This window comes from Kitasatospora sp. NBC_00039 (assembly GCF_045160625.1).
In the GTDB taxonomy this organism is placed as follows: Bacteria; Actinomycetota; Actinomycetes; order Streptomycetales; family Streptomycetaceae; genus Kitasatospora.
This window is the reverse complement of sequence record NZ_CP108289.1, coordinates 1-21,833: the sequence shown is the minus strand read 5'-3', so window position 1 is coordinate 21,833 and position 21,833 is coordinate 1. Positions and strand designations below refer to the sequence as shown.

22 protein-coding genes and 3 pseudogenes are annotated in these 21,833 nt (G+C 70.8%); 16 read left to right on the top strand and 9 right to left on the bottom strand.

Annotated elements, in window-relative coordinates:
* Positions 1 to 168 precede the first annotated feature (168 nt).
* Both OG286_RS00125 and OG286_RS00120 read left to right on the top strand, forming a co-directional pair.
* A complete protein-coding gene (locus tag OG286_RS00125) occupies positions 169 to 789 on the top strand; it encodes a SigE family RNA polymerase sigma factor (protein ID WP_396325979.1) in 621 nt (206 codons plus the stop codon).
* Positions 789 to 1,490: a hypothetical protein gene (locus tag OG286_RS00120; protein ID WP_405363919.1), complete on the top strand. Its 702-nt coding sequence runs from the start codon at positions 789 to 791 to the stop codon at positions 1,488 to 1,490. Before OG286_RS00125 ends, OG286_RS00120 begins: the two co-directional genes overlap by 1 nt.
* A gap of 911 nt (positions 1,491 to 2,401) precedes the next feature.
* On the opposite strand, the gene OG286_RS00115 is transcribed toward OG286_RS00120, so the two are convergent.
* Positions 2,402 to 3,424, bottom strand: coding sequence for an ArsR family transcriptional regulator (locus OG286_RS00115; RefSeq protein ID WP_405364534.1), 1,023 nt, complete (start codon positions 3,422 to 3,424; stop codon positions 2,402 to 2,404).
* A 252-nt stretch (positions 3,425 to 3,676) separates the two neighbouring features.
* On the opposite strand from OG286_RS00115, the gene OG286_RS00110 reads away from it, so the two are divergent.
* The 8 genes and pseudogenes from OG286_RS00110 to OG286_RS00075 form a co-directional block, all read left to right on the top strand.
* Positions 3,677 to 4,069: a hypothetical protein gene (locus OG286_RS00110; RefSeq protein WP_396325976.1), complete on the top strand. Its 393-nt coding sequence runs from the start codon at positions 3,677 to 3,679 to the stop codon at positions 4,067 to 4,069.
* Positions 4,070 to 4,639: 570 nt separating this feature from the next.
* Positions 4,640 to 4,849 (top strand): hypothetical protein, encoded by a 210-nt coding sequence (locus tag OG286_RS00105; RefSeq protein ID WP_396325975.1) that lies wholly within the window; start codon positions 4,640 to 4,642, stop codon positions 4,847 to 4,849.
* Between the two features lie 874 nt (positions 4,850 to 5,723).
* A complete protein-coding gene (locus tag OG286_RS00100) occupies positions 5,724 to 6,074 on the top strand; it encodes a hypothetical protein (protein ID WP_396326169.1) in 351 nt (116 codons plus the stop codon).
* Positions 6,065 to 6,457, top strand: a complete 393-nt coding sequence (locus OG286_RS00095) for a TIGR02391 family protein (protein WP_396326170.1) — start codon at positions 6,065 to 6,067, stop codon at positions 6,455 to 6,457. The genes OG286_RS00100 and OG286_RS00095 overlap by 10 nt, the downstream gene beginning before the upstream one ends.
* Before the next feature lie 95 nt (positions 6,458 to 6,552).
* Positions 6,553 to 6,771 carry a hypothetical protein gene (locus OG286_RS00090; protein ID WP_148647330.1) on the top strand — a complete coding sequence of 73 codons (219 nt, stop codon included), beginning with the start codon at positions 6,553 to 6,555 and terminating at the stop codon, positions 6,769 to 6,771.
* Positions 6,764 to 7,021, top strand: a complete 258-nt coding sequence (locus tag OG286_RS00085) for a hypothetical protein (protein WP_396326172.1) — start codon at positions 6,764 to 6,766, stop codon at positions 7,019 to 7,021. Before OG286_RS00090 ends, OG286_RS00085 begins: the two co-directional genes overlap by 8 nt.
* 152 nt (positions 7,022 to 7,173) lie before the next feature.
* Positions 7,174 to 7,527, top strand: a complete 354-nt coding sequence (locus OG286_RS00080) for a hypothetical protein (RefSeq protein WP_405364532.1) — start codon at positions 7,174 to 7,176, stop codon at positions 7,525 to 7,527.
* A gap of 283 nt (positions 7,528 to 7,810) precedes the next feature.
* A pseudogene (locus tag OG286_RS00075) lies at positions 7,811 to 8,315 on the top strand (hypothetical protein); the annotation flags it as partial.
* An 11-nt stretch (positions 8,316 to 8,326) separates the two neighbouring features.
* Here OG286_RS00075 and OG286_RS00070 read toward each other — a convergent pair.
* A pseudogene (locus tag OG286_RS00070) lies at positions 8,327 to 8,440 on the bottom strand (IS5/IS1182 family transposase); the annotation flags it as partial.
* Positions 8,441 to 8,763: 323 nt separating this feature from the next.
* Here OG286_RS00070 and OG286_RS00065 point away from each other — a divergent pair.
* Positions 8,764 to 8,826, top strand: a pseudogene (locus OG286_RS00065) (winged helix-turn-helix domain-containing protein); the annotation flags it as partial.
* 343 nt (positions 8,827 to 9,169) lie between these two features.
* Here the strand turns inward: OG286_RS00065 and OG286_RS00060 are convergent.
* From OG286_RS00060 to OG286_RS00050, 3 genes are all read right to left on the bottom strand, one after another.
* Positions 9,170 to 9,655 carry a zinc ribbon domain-containing protein gene (locus tag OG286_RS00060; protein WP_405364530.1) on the bottom strand — a complete coding sequence of 162 codons (486 nt, stop codon included), beginning with the start codon at positions 9,653 to 9,655 and terminating at the stop codon, positions 9,170 to 9,172.
* 74 nt (positions 9,656 to 9,729) lie between these two features.
* Positions 9,730 to 10,947 (bottom strand): helicase associated domain-containing protein, encoded by a 1,218-nt coding sequence (locus tag OG286_RS00055; protein ID WP_405364528.1) that lies wholly within the window; start codon positions 10,945 to 10,947, stop codon positions 9,730 to 9,732.
* 84 nt (positions 10,948 to 11,031) lie between these two features.
* Entirely contained in the window at positions 11,032 to 11,625 is a 594-nt protein-coding gene (locus OG286_RS00050; RefSeq protein ID WP_396326167.1) for an isochorismatase family protein, read from the bottom strand.
* Positions 11,626 to 12,166: 541 nt separating this feature from the next.
* Here OG286_RS00050 and OG286_RS00045 point away from each other — a divergent pair.
* The 3 genes from OG286_RS00045 (at position 12,167) to tpg (ending at position 14,979) form a co-directional block, all read left to right on the top strand.
* Positions 12,167 to 13,222, top strand: coding sequence for a Helicase associated domain protein (locus OG286_RS00045; RefSeq protein WP_405364526.1), 1,056 nt, complete (start codon positions 12,167 to 12,169; stop codon positions 13,220 to 13,222).
* A 134-nt stretch (positions 13,223 to 13,356) separates the two neighbouring features.
* Positions 13,357 to 14,304 (top strand): hypothetical protein, encoded by a 948-nt coding sequence (locus OG286_RS00040; protein ID WP_331742553.1) that lies wholly within the window; start codon positions 13,357 to 13,359, stop codon positions 14,302 to 14,304.
* Positions 14,305 to 14,397: 93 nt separating this feature from the next.
* Positions 14,398 to 14,979 (top strand): telomere-protecting terminal protein Tpg, encoded by a 582-nt coding sequence (gene tpg / locus OG286_RS00035; RefSeq protein WP_331742555.1) that lies wholly within the window; start codon positions 14,398 to 14,400, stop codon positions 14,977 to 14,979.
* 374 nt (positions 14,980 to 15,353) lie between these two features.
* Here the strand turns inward: tpg and OG286_RS00030 are convergent, their stop codons facing one another.
* From OG286_RS00030 to OG286_RS00020, 3 genes are all read right to left on the bottom strand, one after another.
* Positions 15,354 to 16,451 (bottom strand): hypothetical protein, encoded by a 1,098-nt coding sequence (locus OG286_RS00030; protein ID WP_405358626.1) that lies wholly within the window; start codon positions 16,449 to 16,451, stop codon positions 15,354 to 15,356.
* A 102-nt stretch (positions 16,452 to 16,553) separates the two neighbouring features.
* Positions 16,554 to 17,210: a hypothetical protein gene (locus OG286_RS00025; protein WP_331742561.1), complete on the bottom strand. Its 657-nt coding sequence runs from the start codon at positions 17,208 to 17,210 to the stop codon at positions 16,554 to 16,556.
* Positions 17,211 to 17,838: 628 nt separating this feature from the next.
* A complete protein-coding gene (locus tag OG286_RS00020; protein WP_331742564.1) occupies positions 17,839 to 18,117 on the bottom strand; it encodes a DUF6193 family natural product biosynthesis protein in 279 nt (92 codons plus the stop codon).
* A 484-nt stretch (positions 18,118 to 18,601) separates the two neighbouring features.
* On the opposite strand from OG286_RS00020, the gene OG286_RS00015 reads away from it, so the two are divergent.
* Positions 18,602 to 19,123, top strand: coding sequence for a hypothetical protein (locus OG286_RS00015; protein WP_331742566.1), 522 nt, complete (start codon positions 18,602 to 18,604; stop codon positions 19,121 to 19,123).
* Between the two features lie 78 nt (positions 19,124 to 19,201).
* Positions 19,202 to 19,828 (top strand): hypothetical protein, encoded by a 627-nt coding sequence (locus OG286_RS00010; protein ID WP_331742568.1) that lies wholly within the window; start codon positions 19,202 to 19,204, stop codon positions 19,826 to 19,828.
* A 1,737-nt stretch (positions 19,829 to 21,565) separates the two neighbouring features.
* Here OG286_RS00010 and OG286_RS00005 read toward each other — a convergent pair.
* A partial coding sequence (locus OG286_RS00005) for a transposase (protein WP_405364524.1) occupies positions 21,566 to 21,833 on the bottom strand: 268 nt, incomplete at its 5' end.

The window sequence follows — 21,833 nt, the reverse complement described above, 5'->3', positions numbered from 1 at the left end:
GTCGCCGTGATCAACCAGCAGAGGACCCCTCAATCAGCGACAGCGCCCGAAGTTGAGCCGGAGCCCGTAGTCGCGGACAGAGCCATGCAACCCTTCCGGCGGCGCGGCGGTGAGTAGGGCAGAGCGATGGTCCGATCGGGTCGTCGCGCGGACGCGAAGAGGAACTGGATGACCGCGAGCGTATTGCACATCCCGGTGGAGGACCGGCCGCGGCCCGTCACGGCACCGGCTTCCGCGGGCGGCCCCGGCCTGCGTGAGCTTGACTTCGAGGGGTTCGCCGCCACGCGCTGGCGGCGGCTGGTGCGCACTGCCTACCTGCTCACAGGCGATTACCACGAGGCCGAGGATGTGGTGCAGGCGACTTTCGCGAAGGTCTTCAGGAACTGGTCCCGGATCAGCCGTCTGGAGGAGCCGGACGCCTATATCCACCGGGCCCTGGTGAACAACAACCTGAGCCGTCACCGGCGGCGCCGGGTCAGGCAGCTACTCATGCCCGTCCTTCCCGATCGGGCGTACACCGCGGGCGGTGGCCACCGCGACGTCGAGGAGCGCTCGGTGCTGCTCACGGCGCTGGCGGAGCTGCCGCCGCGCCAGCGGACCGTGGTCGTCCTGCGCTACTGGGAGGACATGAGCGAGTGCCAGGTCGCCGAAGTGCTCGGTTGCTCGCTGGGCAATGTGAAGAGCCAGGCCAGCCGAGGCCTGGCGAAACTGCGCGGCGACCCGGCGCTGGCCTCGTACGCGACGGACACCGGTTCAACGATCGACGGCACGAACGGAGGCAACAGGTGATGGACACCGAGGACATGGTGCGCGGCGCTCTGCGGGATGAGGCGGCCCGGGTCGCAGTGGCGGACTGGTCTGCCGGGCCCGTGCGGGTTCAGGTGCGCCGGCAGCGGCGGGGGCGCCGGGTGGCGATGGGTGCGTCGGCTGTGGTGGCAGCGCTCGCGGTGGTGGCCGGTACGGGGGCGGTACTGTCCGCGCAGCACGGGCCCCAAGCCGTCGAGCCGGCCTCGCAGGCTCCGCGGGTACCGGTGGGGCCGGCTCCCGAGGCAGTGGTGGTGGAGCCCGGCCAGCAGCTGCCGTTGGACCGCCAGGACTGGTGGATGCAGCTGAAGGACCAGGAGATCTGCATCCACGACGCCCCCGCCTACGGCAGCGGTCCGGGCTGCGGCGGGTACTCCTGGACGGCGGGCGCGACCGAGATCACCATGCAGTACTACGGGAACCCGCCGCAGTACCACGAGAGCCTGTACAACCTCGTCTACCACGGGCCCGGGCAGGTGGCCCGGATGACCATCGAGGTGGACGGCCAGGCGTACTGGGCCACCGTCGCCTCGCTCCCCGGCAACCCGGGCTACGCCACCGGCTATGTCTGGGGGCCCAGCCTTAAGACCCCCAATGATCCGAAGGCATACCCGCTCGAGGGCATCAAGCTCGCCGCGTACGACGCCCAGGGGAGGGTGCTGGCGAGCAAAACGCTGTCGTCCTGAATCAGACCGGCATCGCGTCCGGCTGGTGCCGGCCGGACGCTGGTCGGGGGTGGGCGACGGGGGCCGGATCCCGGGTGGTGGGAGAGGGCGCGGCGCGCCGGTCCGGAACGGCTTGGCCGCTGTCGTCCCGGCCGGATATGCCGGAGAGGCAGCCAGCGGTCCACGACCACCGGGAGACGCCCGTGAGCACCCGTCAGAGCCCCGCCCCGCCCGACGACCACGACGAGGACGGTGGGCAGCTGCCGACCAGCAGGCCTGCCAGGAGGCCGACCGCGAGCAGGCCGCCGTCGAAGCCGCGGCCGCCGAGGAGAAGCGCAGCCGCTCCTGGTGGTGCCGCCCCTGACCCGCCGCTGCCTACCGCAGGACGCTGACCTGCGGTGGGGAGTTTGGGCACCCCCGCTGACTTGCGGCGGGGAGTTTCGCCGTCCGGCCGGTGAGTTCCGTGCCCAGAGCCGGTGAGTTTGGCTTCCGGGCCCGGTGACGTTGCCCGGCAAAGGCGGGCGGAGACCGGTGAGTTTCGGGGATCTGCCCAGGCCAGAGGCCGGTGAGAACGCGCCCGGGTCCGTTCTCGCCGGCCCGCGGGTCTGCTCCGTGCGGGTGGTGGCGGGGTTCGGCCCCCGGGAGGGGTGGGCAGAGCCTTCGGCATGACGACACCTTCGACCAGGCGTCGCCGTCGCCGCAGTCCGGCTGCGGCCGCGGTGCCCGCTCCCGCCATCGCGGTCCGCACCGTCGGCGGCCGGGGGAGAGCGTGCTCTTCCGCCGTCGGCACCTGGTCTTCACCGCCTACCTGCCCGTCAGCCTGGCCGCCTGCTCGACCGCGGCGGCGGTCCTGCGCTGCCTGGAACGTCGACGGGGCGGCAGCTGTGCTGGTCGTGGTGCGTTCCGGGGCCGGAGTGCTCTTCTGCTGGGTCTCAAGTGGGGAAGTGCTGCCCGTTGAGCAGAGCGCTGCCGAGGGGGGTGAGCGTGTGCAGAACAGCGCTGCCGCGTCTGGTGGTGGTGATGAGGCCGGCTTTGCGGAGGACGGAGGCCTGCTCGCTCGCGGTGGGCAGTGACGCGCGGAGGCGCTCGGCGAGCTGCCCCGTGGTGCATGCGCCGTCGCCGATGGCATGGAGGGTGCGGGCCCGGGTGCGCCCCAGGAGCGCGGACAAGGCGCTGTCGATCCCGTGGCGGGACGTCGTCAGCAGCGTGGCGGCGTCGGACACGCCGCGCATCACGGGCAGGAAGAGCAGGACCGGTGCCTGATCGTCCACCGGATCGGTGTAGCTGATCGGCCGGGTCTGGCAGAAGGCGGACGGCACCAAGAGCAGGCCCCGGCCCTCCAGGTCGACGGTGCCGGTGAGAGCGCCCCTGCCGATCTCCAGTGTCGGCGGCTTCCAGCGGAACTCGGGTGGCAGTGCGGCGAGCATCGCCTCGGGTCCGTCCTGGGCGAGCCTGAGCGCGTGCGTGGTCTGTTCGGCCCGCAGACGGGGAAGGACCTGCTGCCAGTGGGGAGCCACGGCGACACGGTGGACGTCCTGGAGGAGCGCCAGCAGTTCCTCACGGTCCTTACGGTCGTGCGTTCTGTCGCCCCACGCCACACCCGCCCAGGGGCCCGTGCAGCGTGAGTAACGGGCCCGCGCCTCGACGGCCCCCTCGAGTTCGGCGCGCAGGCGCTCCGCCGGCGCGGCGCGCAGTGCCTCGATCCCCTCCTCGACGGACGATGCGGCGCCGGTGACGGTGAACAGGTCCAGGACGGTCTCCCGGAAGAGGGACGAGGCCGGATGGACACGGGCGGGAGACTGGGCGTGGACCTTGTGCCGCCAAGCGCCGAACAGCGCGCGGCTGTGCGGTTGCTGCAGGGTTGTCAGCGCGTGCAGCGTCTCGCCGAGCGGGCCCCAGGTCGCCGCTATCCGAGTCCTGGCGAGGTCCTGCGGGGTGAACGTGATGCGCAACACGTGAGGCTTCTCCCGGGTTCTGTTCGGACGCCCACCTTTCCGCCGCCCATCGTCGCCGGTCGTGCACAGCTGCTTCAAGTGGGCCTCACCACAGGTGTTTCGGCGACGGCCGAAAGGACTGGGACCGCGCCCACCCGCGCCGTCAGGATGGATCCCGAGGGCGACGGGCCGAGGGAACCGCGAGACACAGGTGGTTTCCCGGGCCAAGAGGTCGTCCGAAATCGAGAACCCATCCATGGAGGCGTTCATACGATGATCAGGCTTCATAAGGCCCTTGGGGCGGCGGCGCTGGCGGCCGTGGCCCTCGTCGCGACGTCCGGCGTTGCCAACGCCAGCGCCGGCGGAAGCACCTCGACCGACCTCGGCAGGCTGTCGCAGTACACGTATGGCGACAGCTACCACGTCGGCCGAGTGGAGGCCTCCCTCGACAGCGGCTACCGGTGCGACATCGGGTTCATGGTGACCGGCACCCTGCGTAACGGCGCCGCGTACAGCAACGCCAAGTTTGCGCCCTGCGGAGCGCCGCCGAAGTACACCTTCACCATCAACCAGGAGTTCAAGGACGGCTCGCTCCTGTGTGTGAAGGTACGTACCAGGGCAGGTAGCTGGCTGCCGGACAGGGCCTGTATCACGATCGAGGCGTAGGCGCATTGGCGCCGAGGCCTTCGGAGCCTTGAGGCCGGGCTGTACGAAGACGCGGGGCCTGCCGTCCGGCAGGCCCCGCACCAGCGTCGGCCCATTTCCCCAGGTCGGCCCTCAACGGCCTCTCCACGCACTGCGCAGCCGACGTCGGGCCGTGGTCGGCGATCGTGAGCCAGCGCACTGGCAGCAGCTCCAGGTAGTCCCGTCCGGTCAACGGGACCGGCACGTACCCGCAGACGGCGGTCAGCGCGTCCGGGGTCGCGGGCGGGGTCGGCACGGTGCGCTCCTGGTCGACGCCGACCACGACTACGACCAGGGCGACGGCGACCAGATCGGCTGGCAGGGCCGCGCTGAGTGCGGCGAGTGCGGCTGGGCTCTCGACACTGACTTCGCCGACAGCGACTGGGTCGAGTCCGACCACCACTGCGACGGCGACCAGTGGCACCACCGCCCCGGGGCGGCCCGCACGCTGGGCCGCCCCGCACCCCGACATCCCGGAAGGCCCGCGATGACCGACACCACCCGCCCCGCCCCGAACTCCGCCGCCGCGCCGGAGCGGCTGAAGCTGTCCCTGTGCAGCAGCCGACCCGCGCCCGCTGGCCGGGACCTGGGCCGATCGATCCTCGACTTCCCGCTGATGACGCGGCGGCCTTCGTATCCCGGCTCCAGGACACCACCAACCAGGTGCGCTTCATGCTGGAGAGCAGCGCGGAAGCGCTATGGTTCCCGGATGGCCGCTGGAGCGATTTCCAGATGGCGGAGAGCAGCAAAGAGACCGGTTGAGCCTCGCAGCGTGCAGGCTGGTTGTCGAGGTGAGCCAGGTGCATCCGGCTGTGGCCGTGCTGAACATGACGGGCACGGGCCGGTCATTCGTCGCATCAGTCAGGTGTGGTGGGGCGTGCTGGAGAAGACGGAGCCTATCCGCGGCTTCGTGATCCTGGGACTGCGCAATCCCGCATTCGCGGACAAGCGGAAGGGGTGCCCAGCCGTCGCGGCCGGGCACCCCTTCCCCGCGTTTATTGCCGTCGCTGCGCCTCGGTCTGTTCGCGGATCGCGGCGCTGATCGCGGGACGATCCGGTCGGTCGCGGTCTGAGCCTCCGACGGATCCCCTGCACGGCTCGATCGGCAGGCGATGCCGCGCGTTCAACGGCACGCTGGTGGCAGGAGGTCTGGCCGCGGACCCCCGAGCGCGGCCAGACCCTGTTCTCGGCGGGCAGCAGTTCCCCAGAGATCCCGTGCCCGCCTCATCCGTCGGCTGCCGTGCGGGTTCCGGGACTCCGGGATTCCGGTTCTTGGTGGAGTCACAGACCAACGAAGCCGGCGAGGAGTTCCCCAGCCAGCCGGGCCGCGAGCCGGGCCGCCTGAAACCGGCGTTCACCGCGCGCCGGAGAGGGAGCGGCCAGCACCACTCGCGCGGACGGCCGACGGACCCGGGGCCGTCCTGTACGGTGCACGTTCCTCCGCGTCGAACCGCTTGCCATGACCAGCTCCTTTGCCTGGCATTAGAGCCGTGCGGGCGGAAAGACTTGATTCCTGTGGAAAACCCGGGGTTGTGGATAACCCGCTTGCCTCGAAAGGGTGGAGCGTGGTTACTGGCAGTCAGCAGAAGGAAGTCCTCGATCCGGCAGTCCCGGGACTGCGAGACGGAGTGCAGCAGTGCCAATGAACCGCGAGTGGGCGATCACCAGGCTGAAGAAGTTCCTCGACATCGCCCAGCTGACGTACGTGCCGGACGCCCCGAATACCTTCGGCTTCGCGCACTACAGGCTGACCAACAAGAAGGAGGACGTGCAGGGCGAGGCGCCGATCGCCGAGCAGGTCCTTGACAGGGTCCTGCCCGACTGGCGCACCGCCGACTGGGAGCAGCCCAGCAAGCAGCCTCTCTGGCGACACCGCGAGGCGGCGAACCGGGCCATCGCGCTGCTGGAGACAGAGCAGGAGCTGCTCGACAACCTCGGCACCGGGGCGCCCGAGCTGGACGCCTCCACGATGCACCCGTGGGTGTAGGGAGCGCCCAGGGCCTTTGGGGTAGCGGGCACTTCCGCGAGGCGGCCGGGGCCGCTGCCCGCGCCATCAACGCCCAAGCCCAGGCCAAGCTCGGCCGCCGCGATGCCTCCGAGGCCAAGCTGCTCTCCGACGCCTTCTCGACCAACGCTCCCACCCCCGGCCATCCCCGGCTGCGCCTCGGTGCGGACGGCGGCGGCGACACTTTCAGGAACATCCACGACGGGGCAGGGAACCTGGCCCGCGGACTCTTCTCGGCGATCCGTAACCCGCTCGCTCACGAGGACGAGATCGAGCTGGAGGAGAACGAGGCGTTGGAGTACCTGGCAGCCTTCAGCATCCTGGCCCGCTGGGTGGACAAGGCCACCGTCGAGATCAGCACCTGACCCCTGCCCGTTGGCCGGGGCATCGGATCGTCCCGCAGCCCCGGCCGACCTGCGCTAGCCTCGAAGCACCGTCACCCGGGTGCTTGGAGGCCGTGATGCGGATGGTGTTCGACCCCACTGAGGCCGAAGGGCTGCGCGCCACGGCCCGGGACGCCGCACTGGAGGATCCCACCCTCGCGTACGTCCTGCTGGACCTGGCGGACCGCGGAGTGGACCTGAACGACCGCCGAACCTGGGACGACATCAAGGCCGAGCGCGGCATCGAGACCACCACGGTCACCCCGGCGACCGGCGGCGAGCAGCGCGTTGCCTGACCGCCCGTCGCGCCGTGCGGTCATCACCTTCCACGAGGTCGCCGAACGCCAGCTCGCCGAGATGGACGACGCCGCCCTCGCCCGTCTTGACCCGCACCTGAACACCATCGCGCTGAACCCGAAGACCGCCGGCGTCCAGTTGCGCCCGGACAGCCCGGTCCTGGAGTACGCCAAGGACGGCGTCCGGATCGCCTACGTCTCCACCGTGCTCGGCACGATCGTCCTGGTCGCCTACGTTGAGGTCGACTGAACCCCCCCGCGTCGCCTCCAAACTCCGGGCCCGCCGCTACTGCACCGACTGGTGCGGCCGCCGCGCCCCGGGGCTGCGCCTGCGGGGATGGCTTCCTCCGGACGGCGGCTGCGCGGGAGCACGGGACTGCGGCCGCTCCTAGCGTCGGGGTTATGACGACGGAGAACAGGGTGGTGGTGGGGGTGCGGTCGGCGGAGGAGGTGTTCGCCGCCCTGGAGGGGCTTGATGCGCGGTGCCGGCCGTTCACCGAGTACGAGCAGGGGTTGCTGGAGGCGTACCGGTGGGCGGTCGGCGCGCGGACCGCCGCGCCGGTGACGGCCGCCGCCACGGCGGGCCCGTGGGGGCCCTGCCGGGCGCAGATGCTGGCCGAGTGCCAAGCCGCGGCCGTGGCGATCCACACGGGAGCGGACCGGACGGAAACGGCGCGGACGGCGGACGCGGAGCGGATGCTGGGCCTCTACATGGCGCTGGCCTGGCTGTGCGGCCACCACGACGACCGGCCCTGACGGGCGGCGCCCGCCGCCGGCCCGGGCCGGTCGTACGCTGGAGAGACCGGGTGGGACGCCGCCCGGTGCGCCAGTCGGGCCATTCATCCAGACATCGCCCGCACCGCGATCTTGCTCTGCCGGTGCGGGCGGTCGTGTGCCGCGGGTCAGGCGTCCTGGCTGATCCGGGTAAGTGACTGTTGTCTTTCCGGGCTTGTGGGCTGTGTTTCCGCTGTTCGGGCATGGGGTCGGCGGTCTCGGGGGTTGGTGACGTGTCGTGTCGTCGCTCTGGTGGAGGTCGGGGATGCCGTCGGTCGTGGGGCTGCTGGAAGAGCGTGAGCTGACCGCTCGCCGTCGTTTGGACGCGCTGCGGGAGGAGGCGGACCGTATCCAGGACGAGCTGGTCGTGGCCGAGCGGGAGTGGAGCGAGTGGGTCATCGCCTGTTCTCGCGTCGGCGAGGTGCTGTCCCCGGGCGAAGGCGAGCGACGTCGCCGGGCCGGATGCCGCCGAGGAGCCGTCGGATCGCGGTGAACCGCCGGTGCTGCCTGCGTCTTCGGAGGCTGCGAAGCCGAAGTCGGTGGTGCCGGTGTGGCGTGCGGGTCTGGCCTGGTCGGCACTGTCGGCGGACTACCAGCGCATCGTGCAGGCTCTCGCGGACCGGGGCCGGCTGGGTCAAGGTCCGCTGACGTGCCAGGAGATGGCCGGCTGCTTCGGTCTGGACCCGGTGCCCGCGTAGATCGAGGCGTTGCGGTCGAAGGCGAAGCGGCTGACAGCGCGCGGGTGGCTGGCCGAGCCGGCGCCGGGCCGTTCGGTGGACCGCTCGAAGTCGCGCACGAGGCGGCGGCTTCGCATCAGGTGGGCGAAGAACCGCTCCACGATCCATCGCTTGGGCAGCACGACGAAGCCGCGCATGTCGTCACTGCGCTTGACGATGGCGCGTCCAGTATCGCGCGGTGGCAGTACGCCTCCGGCTGCCCGCCCCGCCCGCGCAGCCAGGCCGGCACCGGCAGCAGCGGCCCAACCACCGCCCACTCCGCATCGGACATGTCCGTCGGGTAGTGGCGCGCACGGACCCCGTGGTCGGCGGCGTTCCCGAACTGGTGTGCCAGGCAGTCACATGCGAGAGTGACCGAGGTGGACGTTCGACCGGCGCCCCTCAAGATCGGAACGACAACAGCCACTGAAAAGCGGCGGCCCGATCCGGCCCCGGTGGCCAGGGCCGGAGGATCAAGACGCTGATCGGTCGCTTGTTCCACGTGAGCTACACGGTGGAGGGCACGTGGCGGCTGCTGAAGCGGCACGGCTGGTCCTGGCAACAGCCGGCCCGGCGGGCGATCGAGCGCGACGACGAGGCGGTCGAGGTCTGGAAGAAGGAGACGGCCAGGTGGGGCACCATCCCGGGTCGATCGCGTCGTACGCCGCCACCGGTCTCACCGGCCTCCGCGCGGCGCTCCAGCGCCTCGGTGCGCCGCTGCGCGGTGCGGGCGTTCTTCATGATGGTCCCGACCGGCTGCCCGCCCCACACCGCGTCCGCGGGCGGGCAGGCGTGGCCGTGTTCGGCCGCGTATCCGGCGACTGCGGTGAGGTTGTCGGTGAAGGCGGTGTCGAACGCGGACCACACCATCCCGAGTGCGTCGACCCCACTGCCGGCCGCGACTGCACTCACCGTGGAGGCTGCTTCCACTGAGGCGGCGCTGGGGGCCCCGGCTGACCGCGACCGGACTGAGACTGCTGGAGCATCTGCTGGAAGTCATAGCCGCAGTTCTCGCAGTGCAATACGCCTCTGCGAACGCCGTTGCCGCACGCAGGGCAGTACCGCTTGTGCGGCTTGGTGATCAACCAGAGAACGCCCAAGATGACGTCGCCAAGAGCCCACACGACGAGGATGAGTGTCGCCCCGATGCCGGTTCCCACATTGTTGGCCTGGCAATTCGTGAGCGCCTCTCCAGTGAGGCCCTTGCAGTTCTTCGCGGTGGAAGACACGCCGGTGATGATCCAAATGAGCATGATCAGGTTGAAGGCGAGGATGACCCAGGTGAAGATGCGCCAGCGGGGGAACCGCCGGCGGTGAGCCTTGGCCGGACCCGATGCTGGCGGACGCGCCCCCCAATTAGGACCGCCACCAGGCGCTGGATTCTGCTGAGCCATCGTGGGACACCTCCCTCTTCGATGCGCTTCCCTTTGGCACGGAGGCAGATGGATCTCTCACTACCAGTCTCCTGCTACTCCCAGCGGATGCCGAGTTCGGTGAGGTGTTGGGCGCGTTCGGTGGGGATGTCGGCGCGTCTGCTGCGGCTGTTGGTGATGAACAGGCCGAGGCTGACGTCGACGGTGGTGCCGTCGGCGAGCCGCAGCGGTTCCTTGTGCTTGCGCGGCACGTTCAGGTGCCCTTCCCGCTCTCGGTACTGGGCGGCCGCCGCGAGGTTCCGCTGTTCCTTCTCGGCGTGGCTCACTTTCGGGGCCGGTCGTTGCTCGGCGGCCAGGGGTTCCAGTCCGAGGACGTGCTCACACGCCCACTGCTGGGCGGGGCTGAGCTTGTCCCAGCCGATCTGCTGGGTGCGGCCCCATCCGGCGAGGTCTTCGCCCTGGACGACGACGCTGCCCGGATCGCCCGCGAGCGTCCCGCCAGCCTTCACGTGGCGCCAGGCCAGGGCGAAGCACCGCTGCCATTCCACCGACCACCCGGTCGGGCACCATGCCGGGTCGATTGCGTCGTACGCGGCCTTGCGGTCGGCGGTCAGCGCCCCGGTCCAGTCCAACCCCGCCTCGCCGGCCTCCGCGCGGCGCTGGAGCGCTTCGGTGCGCCGCTGGGCGGTGCGGGCGTTCTTCATGATGACCCCGACCGGGCGTCCCTCCCACACCGCGTCGGCCGGCGGGCAGGCGTGCCCGTGCTCGGCCGCCCACCCGGCGACCGCAGTCAGGTTGTCGGTGAAGGCGCTGTCGAACGCCGACCAGACGAACCCGAGTCCGTCCAGCTCCTTCACCCGCTCGGCGTCGAGGACCCCGGCCGCCTTGTAGCGGCGCTGGTCAGCCACCCAGGAGCCCAGCCGGTGCCCGGAGGGGGCCTGGTAGGCGTAGGCGACCTTCACGTCCCCGAAGGCGCCCTTGTAGGCCAGCAGCTCCTCCAGGCCCCGCCGGAACTCCGCCCGCTCCGGCTCCAGCACCCGGGTCCGCACGAACGCCGCGATCACCGCCGGATCCCGCTGGGAGGAGAACTGCAGCAGCTGCGCCTCGCCCTGGCCGGAGCGGCGCTCCTCGGGGTCTCCGGCGTGCCGCTGCTCCCTCGGGGGCCGGGTCTCGGACTGCGGCAGGGCCAGGCGCTCAACGGCGGCCGCGTCGTGCGAGCGCAGCGCCATCAACAACTTGGCCAGCCCGTCGAACGCCCGGGAGGAGAGCAGCTGGTCGCCGCTCTCCCCGGCACCGAGGATGACCGGCACCACGATCGTGGCGACCTTCCCGCTGCCCGGCGGCCAGAGCGGGCGGCGCGGCACTGGCCGGCTGCGGGTCGGTCGCCGTGGTGGGATTCAGTCGAGGACGACGGGGTGGCCGGTGAGGTGAACGCCGGCCTGGCGTAGTTCGTGGAGGGCCGTGGTGGTGGTGTCGATGGCGACGCCGGCGGTGTAGTCGAGCAGGACGCGGACGGTGAAGCCGGCTCGTGCGCCGTCGAGTGCGGTGGCCTTGACGCAGTGGTCGGTGGCGATGCCGACGACGTCGACACCGGTGATGTTCCGGGCGCGCAGCCAGTCGGCGAGCGGCGTGCCGGTTGCGGTGGAGCCTTCGAAGCCGCTCTTGGAGGCGGAACGCGCGCCTTTGTAGAAGACCTCGTCGACGGCCCCGGACGCGGCGGTGGGGGCGAAGTGGGGATGGAACTCGCTGCCGTCGCTGCCGACGACGCAGTGCACGGGGAAGGAGCTGCGGAAGTCCGGTTGGTCGGAGAAGTGGCTGCCGGGGTCGATGTGGTGGTCGCGGGTGGCGACGATGTGCGTGTACTTGTTGCCGGCGGTGCGACGGGCGAGGTCGGCGATGGCGCGGGCCCGGTCGGCTCCGCCCTTGACCGGGACGCTGCCGCCCTCGCAGAAGTCCTTTTGCACGTCGACGACGATCAGCGCGCGGCGCATGGCGTAACCCTTCCCGGCGGAAACTCGTGTCCCTGATCCGTACCCCGTCGGTGACAGCATGGTCGCGTTCCGGCACGGTTCACCCGGCCGCCGATCGAACAGCGCGCGGTGGCGCTGCCCGAGTGCGTCCGCCCGGGTGCACGGCGGATTCGCGCCCGGCACCACCGAGCACCGATCGCCCGGCGTGCTGGTGGTCCGCACCACCTGGCACGAGCCCGTCTGTCCGACGTGGGGCCGGTCGTCCGGGCCGCCCCGGGGACGACTGGTGGCGGGATTACGCCGACGTGGTCCCCGTCCTGGTCGCCTCGCTCGACAAGCTGGCCGAGCTCGGCCCGATGGGCCCGGTCTGAGCGGTCCGTCACTGGGTAGAGCTTCGCGTGCAGCGCCCGGATCTCCCACCACCGATCGGCCGGGGCGGAGACCGGGGTGGCCGTCGGGTGGGGCGGCTGTCGTCCATGGCGGCATTCTCCCGCGCACCCGCGCACCCGCGCACCAGCGATGCAACAGCCGCCTCCTGTCGGAGGGCATCGACGTCAGGAGCGTGGACTCCATCGTCTTCAGCGATCCGAAGTCGAGCGCCATCGACATCGTCCAGGCCGTCGGCCGCGCGCTGCGCCAGTCCTACCGGCAGGGCAAAGTCTCCTGGGTCATCATCCCGGTCTACCTGCCGACCCCGGAGGTCGGCGACGACACGGTGGCCGCGGACCCGGCCGAGGTCCACGACGCGGGCGAGGCTGTGAAGGCGGAGGCCGACGCGGAGATCGAGGCGTCCTCCTTCCGCACCATCTGGCGGGTCCTGCGGGCACTGGCGGCGCACGACTCCCGGGTGGTCGGCCGGATCACCGAACTGCGCGCCAGCCGCTCCCAGGGCACTGCACACACCACCACGACCACGGCGGCCCCCGAGGGCGAGGCCACCGAGGCCGGGGCGAGCGAGCAGCCGACGGTGCCGGTGGAGTCGCCGATCGAGTGGCTGAAGATCAACGCCCGGCACCACGCAGCGCAGATTCTGCAGACCGTGAAGCTGCGGGCGTTCAATCCGCGCGCGGTCGAGTGGCAGCGGATGCACGGCCTGGCGACCAGGTTCCACATCGAGCACGGCCATCTCGACCCGACCGACAGGGCGAAGCAGGCGGAGCTGATCTCCTGGCTCGCCCGCCAGCGCCACCTGAACGGTCAGGGCCTTCTCGATGCCGCCCGCGTCTCGGAGCTGGATGCGCTCGGCATGATCTGGTCGAAGAACGCCAACGCCTGGGAGCGCGGCTACGCCTACGCCTCCGCGTTCCACCACCAGCACGGCCACCTGGCGATCCCCGCGACCGCGAAGCTCGACGACTACGCGGTCGGCGCGTGGATGCGCCGCCAGCGCAAGGCCGACAACCTCACCAAGGACCAGGCCGCCAAGCTCGACGCGTTGGACGAGCTGTGGCGCCTGGAGCCGGACTGGAACCGCTCCTACCGCCGGCTGCTCGTCTACCTCGCCGTTGGCGGCACCCTCACCGGCCCCGCCAACCGCACCGGCGGCGAAGCAGACCCGGCGTTCGGCCCGGTACGTGGCTGCGCAAGCAGACGGTGGCTCGTGATGAGGGGAAGCTGACCCAGCAGCAGACCGCGCTCCTGGACGCGCTCCACCGGCACGCCGAGACCGTCACCGGCTGACCCGCCCCCGCGCCGCCGGAGGTCCCCGAGATCCACCCGCTCGCCCAGGACCGCGGCCCTGGGGAGGAGCTGGTGACGGAGGCGTGGGACTGGTTCCGCGAGCTCACCGACGACGAGAAGAGGAGGGCGCTTTACGCGGTCGGTCTCGATGTGAACATGGCGTTCCTTGCGGCCGCGGGCAGGTTGACGCTGCCGCTGTCCGGACCGGTCCACGAGCTGAACCCGGTCTTCGACAAGCGGATCCCGGGCTCCTGGCTGGTCGACCTCTCCCACGTGGAGACCGACCCGCTGCTCCCGTCGCCGTTCACCGCCGACGGCTCCCGCCCCACGGGGCCGGCCTGGTACTCCACGGTGAAGGTCGCCTACGCCCTGGAACTCGGCGCCCGGGTCCAGCCCACCGAGGGCTGGCTGCGCCACGAGCACGGCCCCTACCTGGACCCGTGGTACAAGCGCCTGCGCCAGGCGTACGTCGACACGATGGCGGCCCTCGGCGTCCCGCTCACCCTCGCCGACCGCGACCCGGTGGCGTTCCTGGACGCCATGGCCGCCGTCAAGCAGGGCGACCCGGCCGAGTTGGCGGTGCTCACCGCGATCAAGCAGACCGCGAAGGGCACCATCGGCAAGATGCGCGAGCGCCCCCACGGCCACGGCTACAAGCCGGGCGAGCGCTGGGCCGCGCTGGACCGGCCGACCTGGGACCCGCTGATGCGCGCCCTGGTCATCGACACCGCCACCGTCAACTTCCACCGCAAACTGCTCCGCATGGCCGACGACACCGGCCTGCACTGCTTCGCCGTCCTCTCCGACTGCGCCGTCTTCGCCGCCCCCGGCCCCGGCGTACTCGACGTTCTCACCAAGCCCGAGGGCACCCTCACCACCTCGCTGCGCCTGGGCATCAGCCCCGGGATGGTGAAGCACGAGGGCTCCCGGCCGATGGCCGAAATCACCGAGCTGATCGCCGGCGACGCCAACCCGGCCCGGCACATGAAGGCCGGCGGAGTCGTGTCCGCCGACGAGTAGCCGCCGTCCCGTGCGGCCCGCCGACACCCAGTCGGTGGGCCGCCCCCCATTACTCGAGTTCGCCCCGACGGGGCGAGGAAGGACCTGATCCCCATGAGCCGGGAGATCGACGAGGGCCTGGAGCGGGCCGAGCGCACCCGCCCCATCCCGGTGCACCTGGACACCCGGGTCAAGTTCCTGTGGGAGAAGGTCGCCAAGAACGACACCAAGCGGCTCGCCCAGGCCGCCGGCGTCTCGGTGCGCACCGCCCAGCGCTGGGCCCACGCCCTGACCGCGCTCGCCGAGGGCGAGCTGACCGGCGACATCCCCATGACGAAGGCCAACGCGGCGAAGGTCGAACGAGCGGTCCGCTCGGCCTGGCAGCCGCGGGTGAAGAAGCGGGTGCGCCGCGACGCCGAGAAGAACGGCTTCATGCTCCACATCCAGGCGACCTTCGGATACAGCGCGGCCGGCGGCACCACCGACGACCCCCGCCCCCGGATGATCACCCACAAGATGCCCGGCTCGGTCGCCCAGCGGCTCTACGAGGCCCGCGACGCCGGAGCCACCCAGACCCAGCAGGAAGCGATCCTCGCCGAGGCCCTGCGCGACGAGTACTTCAAGGACGGCGGACGCCGCGTCCGCAGCCTCGACGTCGAGCTGAACGACGTCGCCTGGATGGACGTCGAGCTGTAGAGCCACCTTCCAGCGGCTCCGTGTCGCCGAAATTGTGGTCGGGTAGCCGGGTCACGGCAACGTGACCCGGCTACCCGACCACAAAAAGGCCAGTCCAGGCCGCCGCCCGAGCGGTCGCCCGCTCCTGGTCCTCCTCGATGCCGAGCGTCTCCAGGACGGCGGTCGGGTCGGTGACGGTGCGGGCGTGCGGCAGGACGCGGGGGCGTGCGGTGGCGCGATGCCGGCGAGACGGCGAACGGCGCGGCCGAGGCCTGGGTGTGCGCCTGCCCCGGCTGCTCCAACCCGGTGCCGACGGCCCGCACCGGCCGCAACGCCTCCCAGGTGCTCGGCCCCGGCTGGGACCTGGCCGTGTCAGGCCGCGTCCCGATTGTCCGTCAGATCGATTCGGGTGTGCGCAGTGGAGGGGATTGCCAGCCGGGTGTTGCTTCGAACCAGCGTGCCTTGTAGGCGGTCCGGCGTGGCCGTTTGACGCCTCTGCCGCCCTGGGTCGCCTCGTAGAAGCCGATCAGGTCCGGATAGTCCGCGTCTTCGCCCCAGCTTGTGGGCTGGGTGTAGATGATCTCTTTGGACCCGGCTCGCATGCCGATCGACTTGATGCGGGAGCGGGGGTAGCCGTGTTCGTGGCGGTCTCCGCTGAAGGTTGTGAACCTGGTCATCTGCGGGGCCCATACGGGCCCGGCCGCCAGGTCGTCGACGTTCCAGGTGTAGACGTCCTGTTCCGTGGTGATGAGGATTTCCCTGGTGTCGGGGATGCCGGTGATGTCGTGTGGGCCGTCCCACTCGTCCGGGGCCTCCACGGTCCTCCAGCCGGTGCCGACCTCCTTCTGGACGGCGTGCTTCTGGTTGAGCCGTTTCGTGGCCGGGTCGTACGCGTAGGCCCGTACCAGGCCCTGGGCGCCTTCACTGGTCGGCCATTTGCTGTCGCCGACCACCCACAGGTATCCGGTCTTCTGGTCCCAGAGCAGTCCGTGCGTGGAGGGGAAGCCGGTCACCTGCTGTTCGTATCTCCCCGTGCCCATCCGGTGGTCGCCGATAGCGTAGAGCTGTACCCCGGAGCCCGCGGGGTGGTGCCCGTTGTCCGCGACGGCGATCATGTTGCCCGGCAGGACCTCGACCGAGTGCGCGTTCTGCGCGTTCTGCAGTGCGGTCGCGAATTCCAGTCGCGGCTGCCGCCCGCCGTTCGGTGTGGACAGCAGCACGATGTAGCCGCCCACGAGGGCGACCGCCTTGTTCCCGCCGTCGGCCCACTTCACCTCCGTCACCGAGGTGCTGGCCTTGAGGTCGTCCCATTCGCGACCCGAGAGGGTCTCGTCCGTGACCGGACTCCATGTCCACACCGGAAGCGGGGAACCGGCGAGATCCCTGGAGTAGACGCAGATCTGGGCATGCGTGCTTCCGTTGGCATACAGGCCGGTGATGAAGAACGGGCCCGGGGTCTTGGTCGCGCCCGGGTTCGGGGCTGCCATCTGCATGTCCTCCTCCTTCGTGACACGTCACGGCGCCGGGGTCTCATGACTGCGGTCAGGCCACGAGAGCCCCGGCACCACGCGCCGCCCGATTCGGGCGGTGGCGCGCTACCTGTCGAGCGCCGGCCAGTTGCCTTCCGCGACGATGGCGCTGGCCGGGACCAGGACGTGGTTGCCGTCAGGCGTGGTCTTGGTGCACTGGTTGCCTTTGAAGAACCAGAACCCGGTTCCCGAGAACACCGCGGCGTCGATGTCTCGCCCGAAGGGCGCGAGCGCCGGCCATGCCTCCGGCGCCGTGATGTCCGCGGGCCCGTACTCGACCTTGTTCCCGTCGGGGTCCGTCTTCAGCGCCTGGTTCCCCTTGAAGAACCAGAAACCGGACTTGCCGCCGTCGCCCGACTCGACAGCCGCGTCGACGCCGTTCTCGAACTCCGTGCCGGCGAGAGCGGGCCAGTTTCCCTCCGCCGTGATGGGGCTGTCGGGAACCTCGGCGCGGCGCCCGTCGGGCGACGTCTTGGTGCACTGGTTGCCTTTGAAGAACCAGAACCCGGTTCCCGAGAACACCGCGGCGTCGATGTCTCGCCCGAAGGGCGCGAGCGCCGGCCATGCCTCCGATGCCGTGATGTCCGCGGGCCCGTACTCGACCTTGTTCCCGTCGGGGTCCGTCTTCAGCGCCTGGTTCCCCTTGAAGAACCAGAAACCGGACTCACCGTGAGATCCCGACGCGACGGCGGCACTGACGCCGTCCCTGAACCCGTTGCTCATACCGTTCCCACTCTCTCAGTTGCCCTCTGGGTACACACGTCGCGCACAACGCGCACGCGCGGCGCGACGCCCGTGAAGGTGCTCGCGCGACTGTGTCGAGCAGCACGGCACCGGACGACGACCGTGCCTCCGGTCCCGGTCCCGGTCCCGGTGCGCGGATGGCGCCGCAGGGCCGGCCTCGCTCAACCAACAACCGAGAAGACCATATGTGAACGAACCATCAATTGGCGCTTCACCACACGCGACACCACCCAACTCGCCCGCCGTCCCGGACTCCACAGCCCGCTCGGCGACGACCGCCGCCGGTCCGGACTCGTGGCGGCGGGAGCGTGCGGCCCGCTGCGTCTCGACCTTGGCCAGGTGCCGTCGGCTGGCGACGAGGTCCCCGCGGACCTGTTCCTCGACGGCGGTGAACACGCGGTAGTAGGCCCGGTCGTACGCCTGTCCCAGCAGCGTCCCAGCAGGACCGTTATGTTCGGTTTGCCGGGACGGTCCCAGGGCGTTTCCCCAGGTGGCAGCGTTTCGCGCCGGACCTGGGTGTCCCGTCTCAGATGATCTGGTCCCGGGTGATCGACCCGGCTCAACGAAGTTTGATCAGTTTGACCAGCGCCGTAGCTCTGCGGCTGGTTCAGTCGGTGTAGTGCTCAGGTGGGGGCCACGGCCCTTCGAAGGCCGGCCCGCAGTCGTGGGGCAGGTGGGCCACTACCAACGCGGCCGCCTCATGCGGTGTGAGTGACTCGCCCAGGACACGCCGCGGCGCGCCCAGCGGCGCGTACACGATGCACGATTGTGCGTCGCCCACGATGAACGGCAGGTCGTTGCTCCACGGGAACTGCGTGTTCCTGTGGAAGGTGAGCGCCCCGTGGCTCGGAAACGGGAACAGGGCCCCGCAACCGAGGTTCGGCATAGGCGGCCGCTATGACCGCAGGCTCCCCCCGCCGCGCCATGGGATGACCCTCCAGCATCCCCCGCCAGGTCTTCTGGACAACCGTCTCCTCAGCCATCCCGCGATCATGACGTCCGGACTCGGCCACGACAACCCGCTCCACCCCGATGGGCTGAGAAACCTGCCGACAGTCGACCTCGCGCCGCAGCTGGCGGGACAGGCCGGGTGACCGAGGGAACGGCCCGCAAGTACCTCTCCGCCATCAAGGCCGAGCGGGGCGGCCGGTAGTCAGCCCGTTCCGCCGGATCCGGCGACGATGGCATGACCTGTCTCAAGCGAGTGCCTGGGGCCGTGGGCGGGCATGTCGCGCCGCGAACGGGAGGGTGCTCTATCACTTGGCATGTCTTCCTCAGAAGTTCTTCAAGTTTCGTCTACAGCCGATCGTGTATCTCCTAGGGTCCTTGGTGTCCGACCCGCTGGGGGTCGGTACTGGGAGGGGAACCTGATGACGAAGAAGGCTGTGGCCGGTGTGTTCGCCGGTGCTGTTCTGGCGGGGGTTGTGGGGGCCGCTCCGGCGAGTGCTGCCGACGTGGATCCAGGCCAGAGCAGCAACTACTGCGAGCCGGTGACCAACCGCTACTACGAGCAGATCGGCTGGGACTGGAGCACCAGCGACAGCGGCACCATCTCGAACAGCTCCGGCGCCTCGATCAGCCGGGCGATCGCCCGCACCAAGAGCGTCACGCTGAGCGCGACCGCCAGCGCCGAGATCCAGGCCAGCGCCGACGTGTTCGTCGCCGAGATCCAGGCCAAGCTCGGACTGTCCGTCACCGTCTCCGCCACCGTCACGAACACGGAGACCTTCACCGTGAACGTTCCGGCGTGGACGACCGTCAACTACCGCGACGGCATCATCAACCGCCGCTTCAGCGTCCGGGTCGTCCACACCTACAGCAACTGCGGCACCAGCACGTCCTGGGCCACCGCGAGCGCGCCGGAGCGCTACTCCGAGGTCAACAACGCCTAGCAGCAACGGTGCGGGGTGCGGCCACAACCGGGCCGTGCCCCGCACCACCACCGCACCCACCCGCCACGGGGGAGACCGATGAACCACCGCACCGCACCGGCCCTGCTCGCCACGCTGGCAGCCTTGACCGTGCTGGCCGCCTGTACCAACGACAAGCCCACCCACGAAGCGCAGCCCTCCACCCAGGCCATCACGTGCACGACGGAGTACCACGCCCCGGACGGAGACCTGCTGCACCCGGACAGTGTCTGGTCCCAGGCCCCCTACACCCGCTCCGAGACCTCCCTGACCCTGTCCGCGAGCTGCCCCCAGGGGCCCGCCGCCCCCTCCACCTCGTGCGACCCGGCGGAATTCCCGTGGAGCGCCCCCGACGAGCTGCGGGCCGCCCGGCTGCGCGCGGCCGGCGTGGAGACCTGGATCAAGTCGACCATCACGGGCGGCGGCGCCGGCCAGGGCCTCACCCAGCAGGTCCTCAAGCTTCGCCCCGCCGAGGCATCCGCGGCGCTGAACCGCTTCCGCGACCACCTGCTGCAGTGCGGCGCGACCACCGTTGTGGAGGCCGACGGACACCCTCAGGTCCTCCTGATCGAAGACCAGGAGGCCAAGCCGAAGCTCCTCGTCGACCTCGCGAACGACCGGATCACCGCACTCACCCCGGCCGGCGACGGATGGACCAAGCAGCAACTGCTGCAGATCCAGCACTGACCTGACCCCGCAAGCGGCAGACCCTACATGGCATGTTCGCGCCCGCACGCCAGGCTCTATCCGGCGAGGGGCCCGCAGATGTGACCTGTTGGTGTTGTGGGGCGCGAAATGGCCCCACACGCCGTGTTGTCTGGACCTTTGGTTGGACCTGTTGGGGAGCTCGGCGGGTGGTGGGTGGCGGCTGGTTTGGTGACTGTGTGTGGTGGTGAGTGAGGTGCGGGGGTCTGGTCGGCCGCTTGGGGGCCGGTGGGGTGTTGTTGGGTGTGGATTCGGGGGTAAATTCCGCCGTGTATTCCATCGGTTGCTTTGGCGGATTGGCTGCCAGTAATGGCATGAATTCTGGTTGGAATTGCAGTGGCGGGGGTCGGTGTTCGGTTTGGTGGGCAGGGCTGGGTGCCGCGCGGTGCGGGTCGTTGGGGTGGTGGTGCGGCCGGTGTGGTCCGGGCCGGGTGCCGCCGTCCAGGGCGGCCCGCTCCGGCCTGCTGCGCCGCCGTCCCGGGCCCGCTGTGCTCGCTCCGGCCGGGCTGCGCCCCGCCTGCCTGCTTGCCGGGCCGTCGTTCGGGTCTGCGCCGCGTCCAGGGCCCCTCGTTGTCGTGCTGCGCCGCCGTCCTGGGCAGCCGGGGGCGGTGGTCGTCGTCCCGCTGTGCCTGCGGCCTCGCTGCGCCGCCGTCCCGGCCGGGTGGTGGGGGCTGGTGCTGGGTGGCCGTCAGGCCGCCCTGGAGGACGTCCGGGCGCCGTCCTGGGCGGCCGGTGATGCTGTCGCGTTGGCTGTCGCGTCCTGCTGTCGTGTCGGGTGCTGTCGTGTGCTGTGACGTGGGCGGATGCCCCTGATCCCCTGTGTGTGGTGGGGGCGCGGCAGGTGGGTGCGACAGGGTCGGGGTGGGGCCGCGGGCGAGATTCGGGTGGTGGCTGCTGCCGGTGTCGCCGACCGTCGGGTGCCGGTTGTCCTGGCCGTCGTCCGGGGCCGCCGACGCCCATCCCGGGACCGCCGTCCGGGCAGGGGCGGGACGGCGGCCGCTGTCGGGGCCGGCCTTCTCGGCGGCCTGGTCCTGGTGGTGGTGTTCGGCGGCCGGGTGGCGGGTGGCCTGGTGGCGGGTGGGGGTGCAACGCGGGGGTGCGACGCGGTGTTGCGCGGGGGTGCAACACGGGGCTGTGTTGCGGTTCTGACCAGGTGTTATGTGGCTGGGAGTGGGGGCGGGTGGGCGTGTTGCACCTCGTGTTGCACCGGGCTGCGCCGGTCCGCCGGCCTCGGTTCCTCCCCGCTGCCTCGCCCGCCGTCCGGTGCCGCGCTCTGCTGCTGGGCCCTGGCCGCCGTCCTGGTCGGCCGCCAGGCCGGTCCCGCTGCGCCCGACTCGGCCGTCCTGCCCCGCCGTGCCCGCGCCCGCCCTGGTGGTGGCTTGGCGCCCGTCCTGAGGTTTCAGGGGTGTAGTTGGGGTGTGGGGTGGTGGGTGGGCTGGAGTGTTGTTGGTGGAGTGAGAACGGGCGTGTGGGGGTTGGTGGGCTTAGGTGGTGGGTGTGAGCTGGGGATGTCGTGGGTTTTGTGAGTGTGGTGGCCGGTGTTGAGGGTTTCACCGTGCGCTAACCTCCGCGTTTCGGTTGGGGCTGGCTGAGCCGGGTTGATCTCCGGGGCGGTGGTGCTGGACTGCTTGGGGCTGGGTGGGCGTGCCTGGGGCCCGACGCGTGGTCGGGTGCTCCTTGGTCCTCGGGTCGTGGGCGGTCAGCGGCGGTGTCTTCGGGTCAGGTCACCGGTCGGGGTAGTGCTGCGAGGCGGGCAAAGGCGAGGGCGAGTTCGTGGCGCCAGGGCCAGGTGGAGGCGATCCGTAGGCGGATGCGGCGTGCGGCGCGGGTGATCCGGGCCGCGGTGTGCAGGATCCGGTAGCGGAGCTTCTTCGGCTCAGCGGTGGCGAGCTCGCCGTCCAGCAGCAGGGTCCGGGTCCAGACGAGCAGGTCGATGGCGGTCAGGGACAGCTCCAGCCAGGCCGCGTTGATCGCGAAGTGGCGTGAG

Bases quoted from the DNA above. Each gene is read 5' to 3' on its own strand.
- OG286_RS00020 (WP_331742564.1), bottom strand. From the start codon at position 18,117: ATGCCGAACCTCGGTTGCGGGGCCCTGTTCCCGTTTCCGAGCCACGGG.
- OG286_RS00080 (WP_405364532.1), top strand. From the start codon at position 7,174: ATGACGACGGAGAACAGGGTGGTGGTGGGGGTGCGGTCGGCGGAGGAG.
- OG286_RS00090 (WP_148647330.1), top strand. From the start codon at position 6,553: ATGCGGATGGTGTTCGACCCCACTGAGGCCGAAGGGCTGCGCGCCACG.
- OG286_RS00015 (WP_331742566.1), top strand. From the start codon at position 18,602: ATGACGAAGAAGGCTGTGGCCGGTGTGTTCGCCGGTGCTGTTCTGGCG.
- OG286_RS00120 (WP_405363919.1), top strand. From the start codon at position 789: ATGGACACCGAGGACATGGTGCGCGGCGCTCTGCGGGATGAGGCGGCC.
- OG286_RS00050 (WP_396326167.1), bottom strand. From the start codon at position 11,625: ATGCGCCGCGCGCTGATCGTCGTCGACGTGCAAAAGGACTTCTGCGAG.
- OG286_RS00010 (WP_331742568.1), top strand. From the start codon at position 19,202: ATGAACCACCGCACCGCACCGGCCCTGCTCGCCACGCTGGCAGCCTTG.
- OG286_RS00110 (WP_396325976.1), top strand. From the start codon at position 3,677: ATGATCAGGCTTCATAAGGCCCTTGGGGCGGCGGCGCTGGCGGCCGTG.
- OG286_RS00025 (WP_331742561.1), bottom strand. From the start codon at position 17,210: ATGAGCAACGGGTTCAGGGACGGCGTCAGTGCCGCCGTCGCGTCGGGA.
- OG286_RS00030 (WP_405358626.1), bottom strand. From the start codon at position 16,451: ATGCAGATGGCAGCCCCGAACCCGGGCGCGACCAAGACCCCGGGCCCG.
- OG286_RS00125 (WP_396325979.1), top strand. From the start codon at position 169: ATGACCGCGAGCGTATTGCACATCCCGGTGGAGGACCGGCCGCGGCCC.
- OG286_RS00060 (WP_405364530.1), bottom strand. From the start codon at position 9,655: ATGGCTCAGCAGAATCCAGCGCCTGGTGGCGGTCCTAATTGGGGGGCG.
- tpg (WP_331742555.1), top strand. From the start codon at position 14,398: ATGAGCCGGGAGATCGACGAGGGCCTGGAGCGGGCCGAGCGCACCCGC.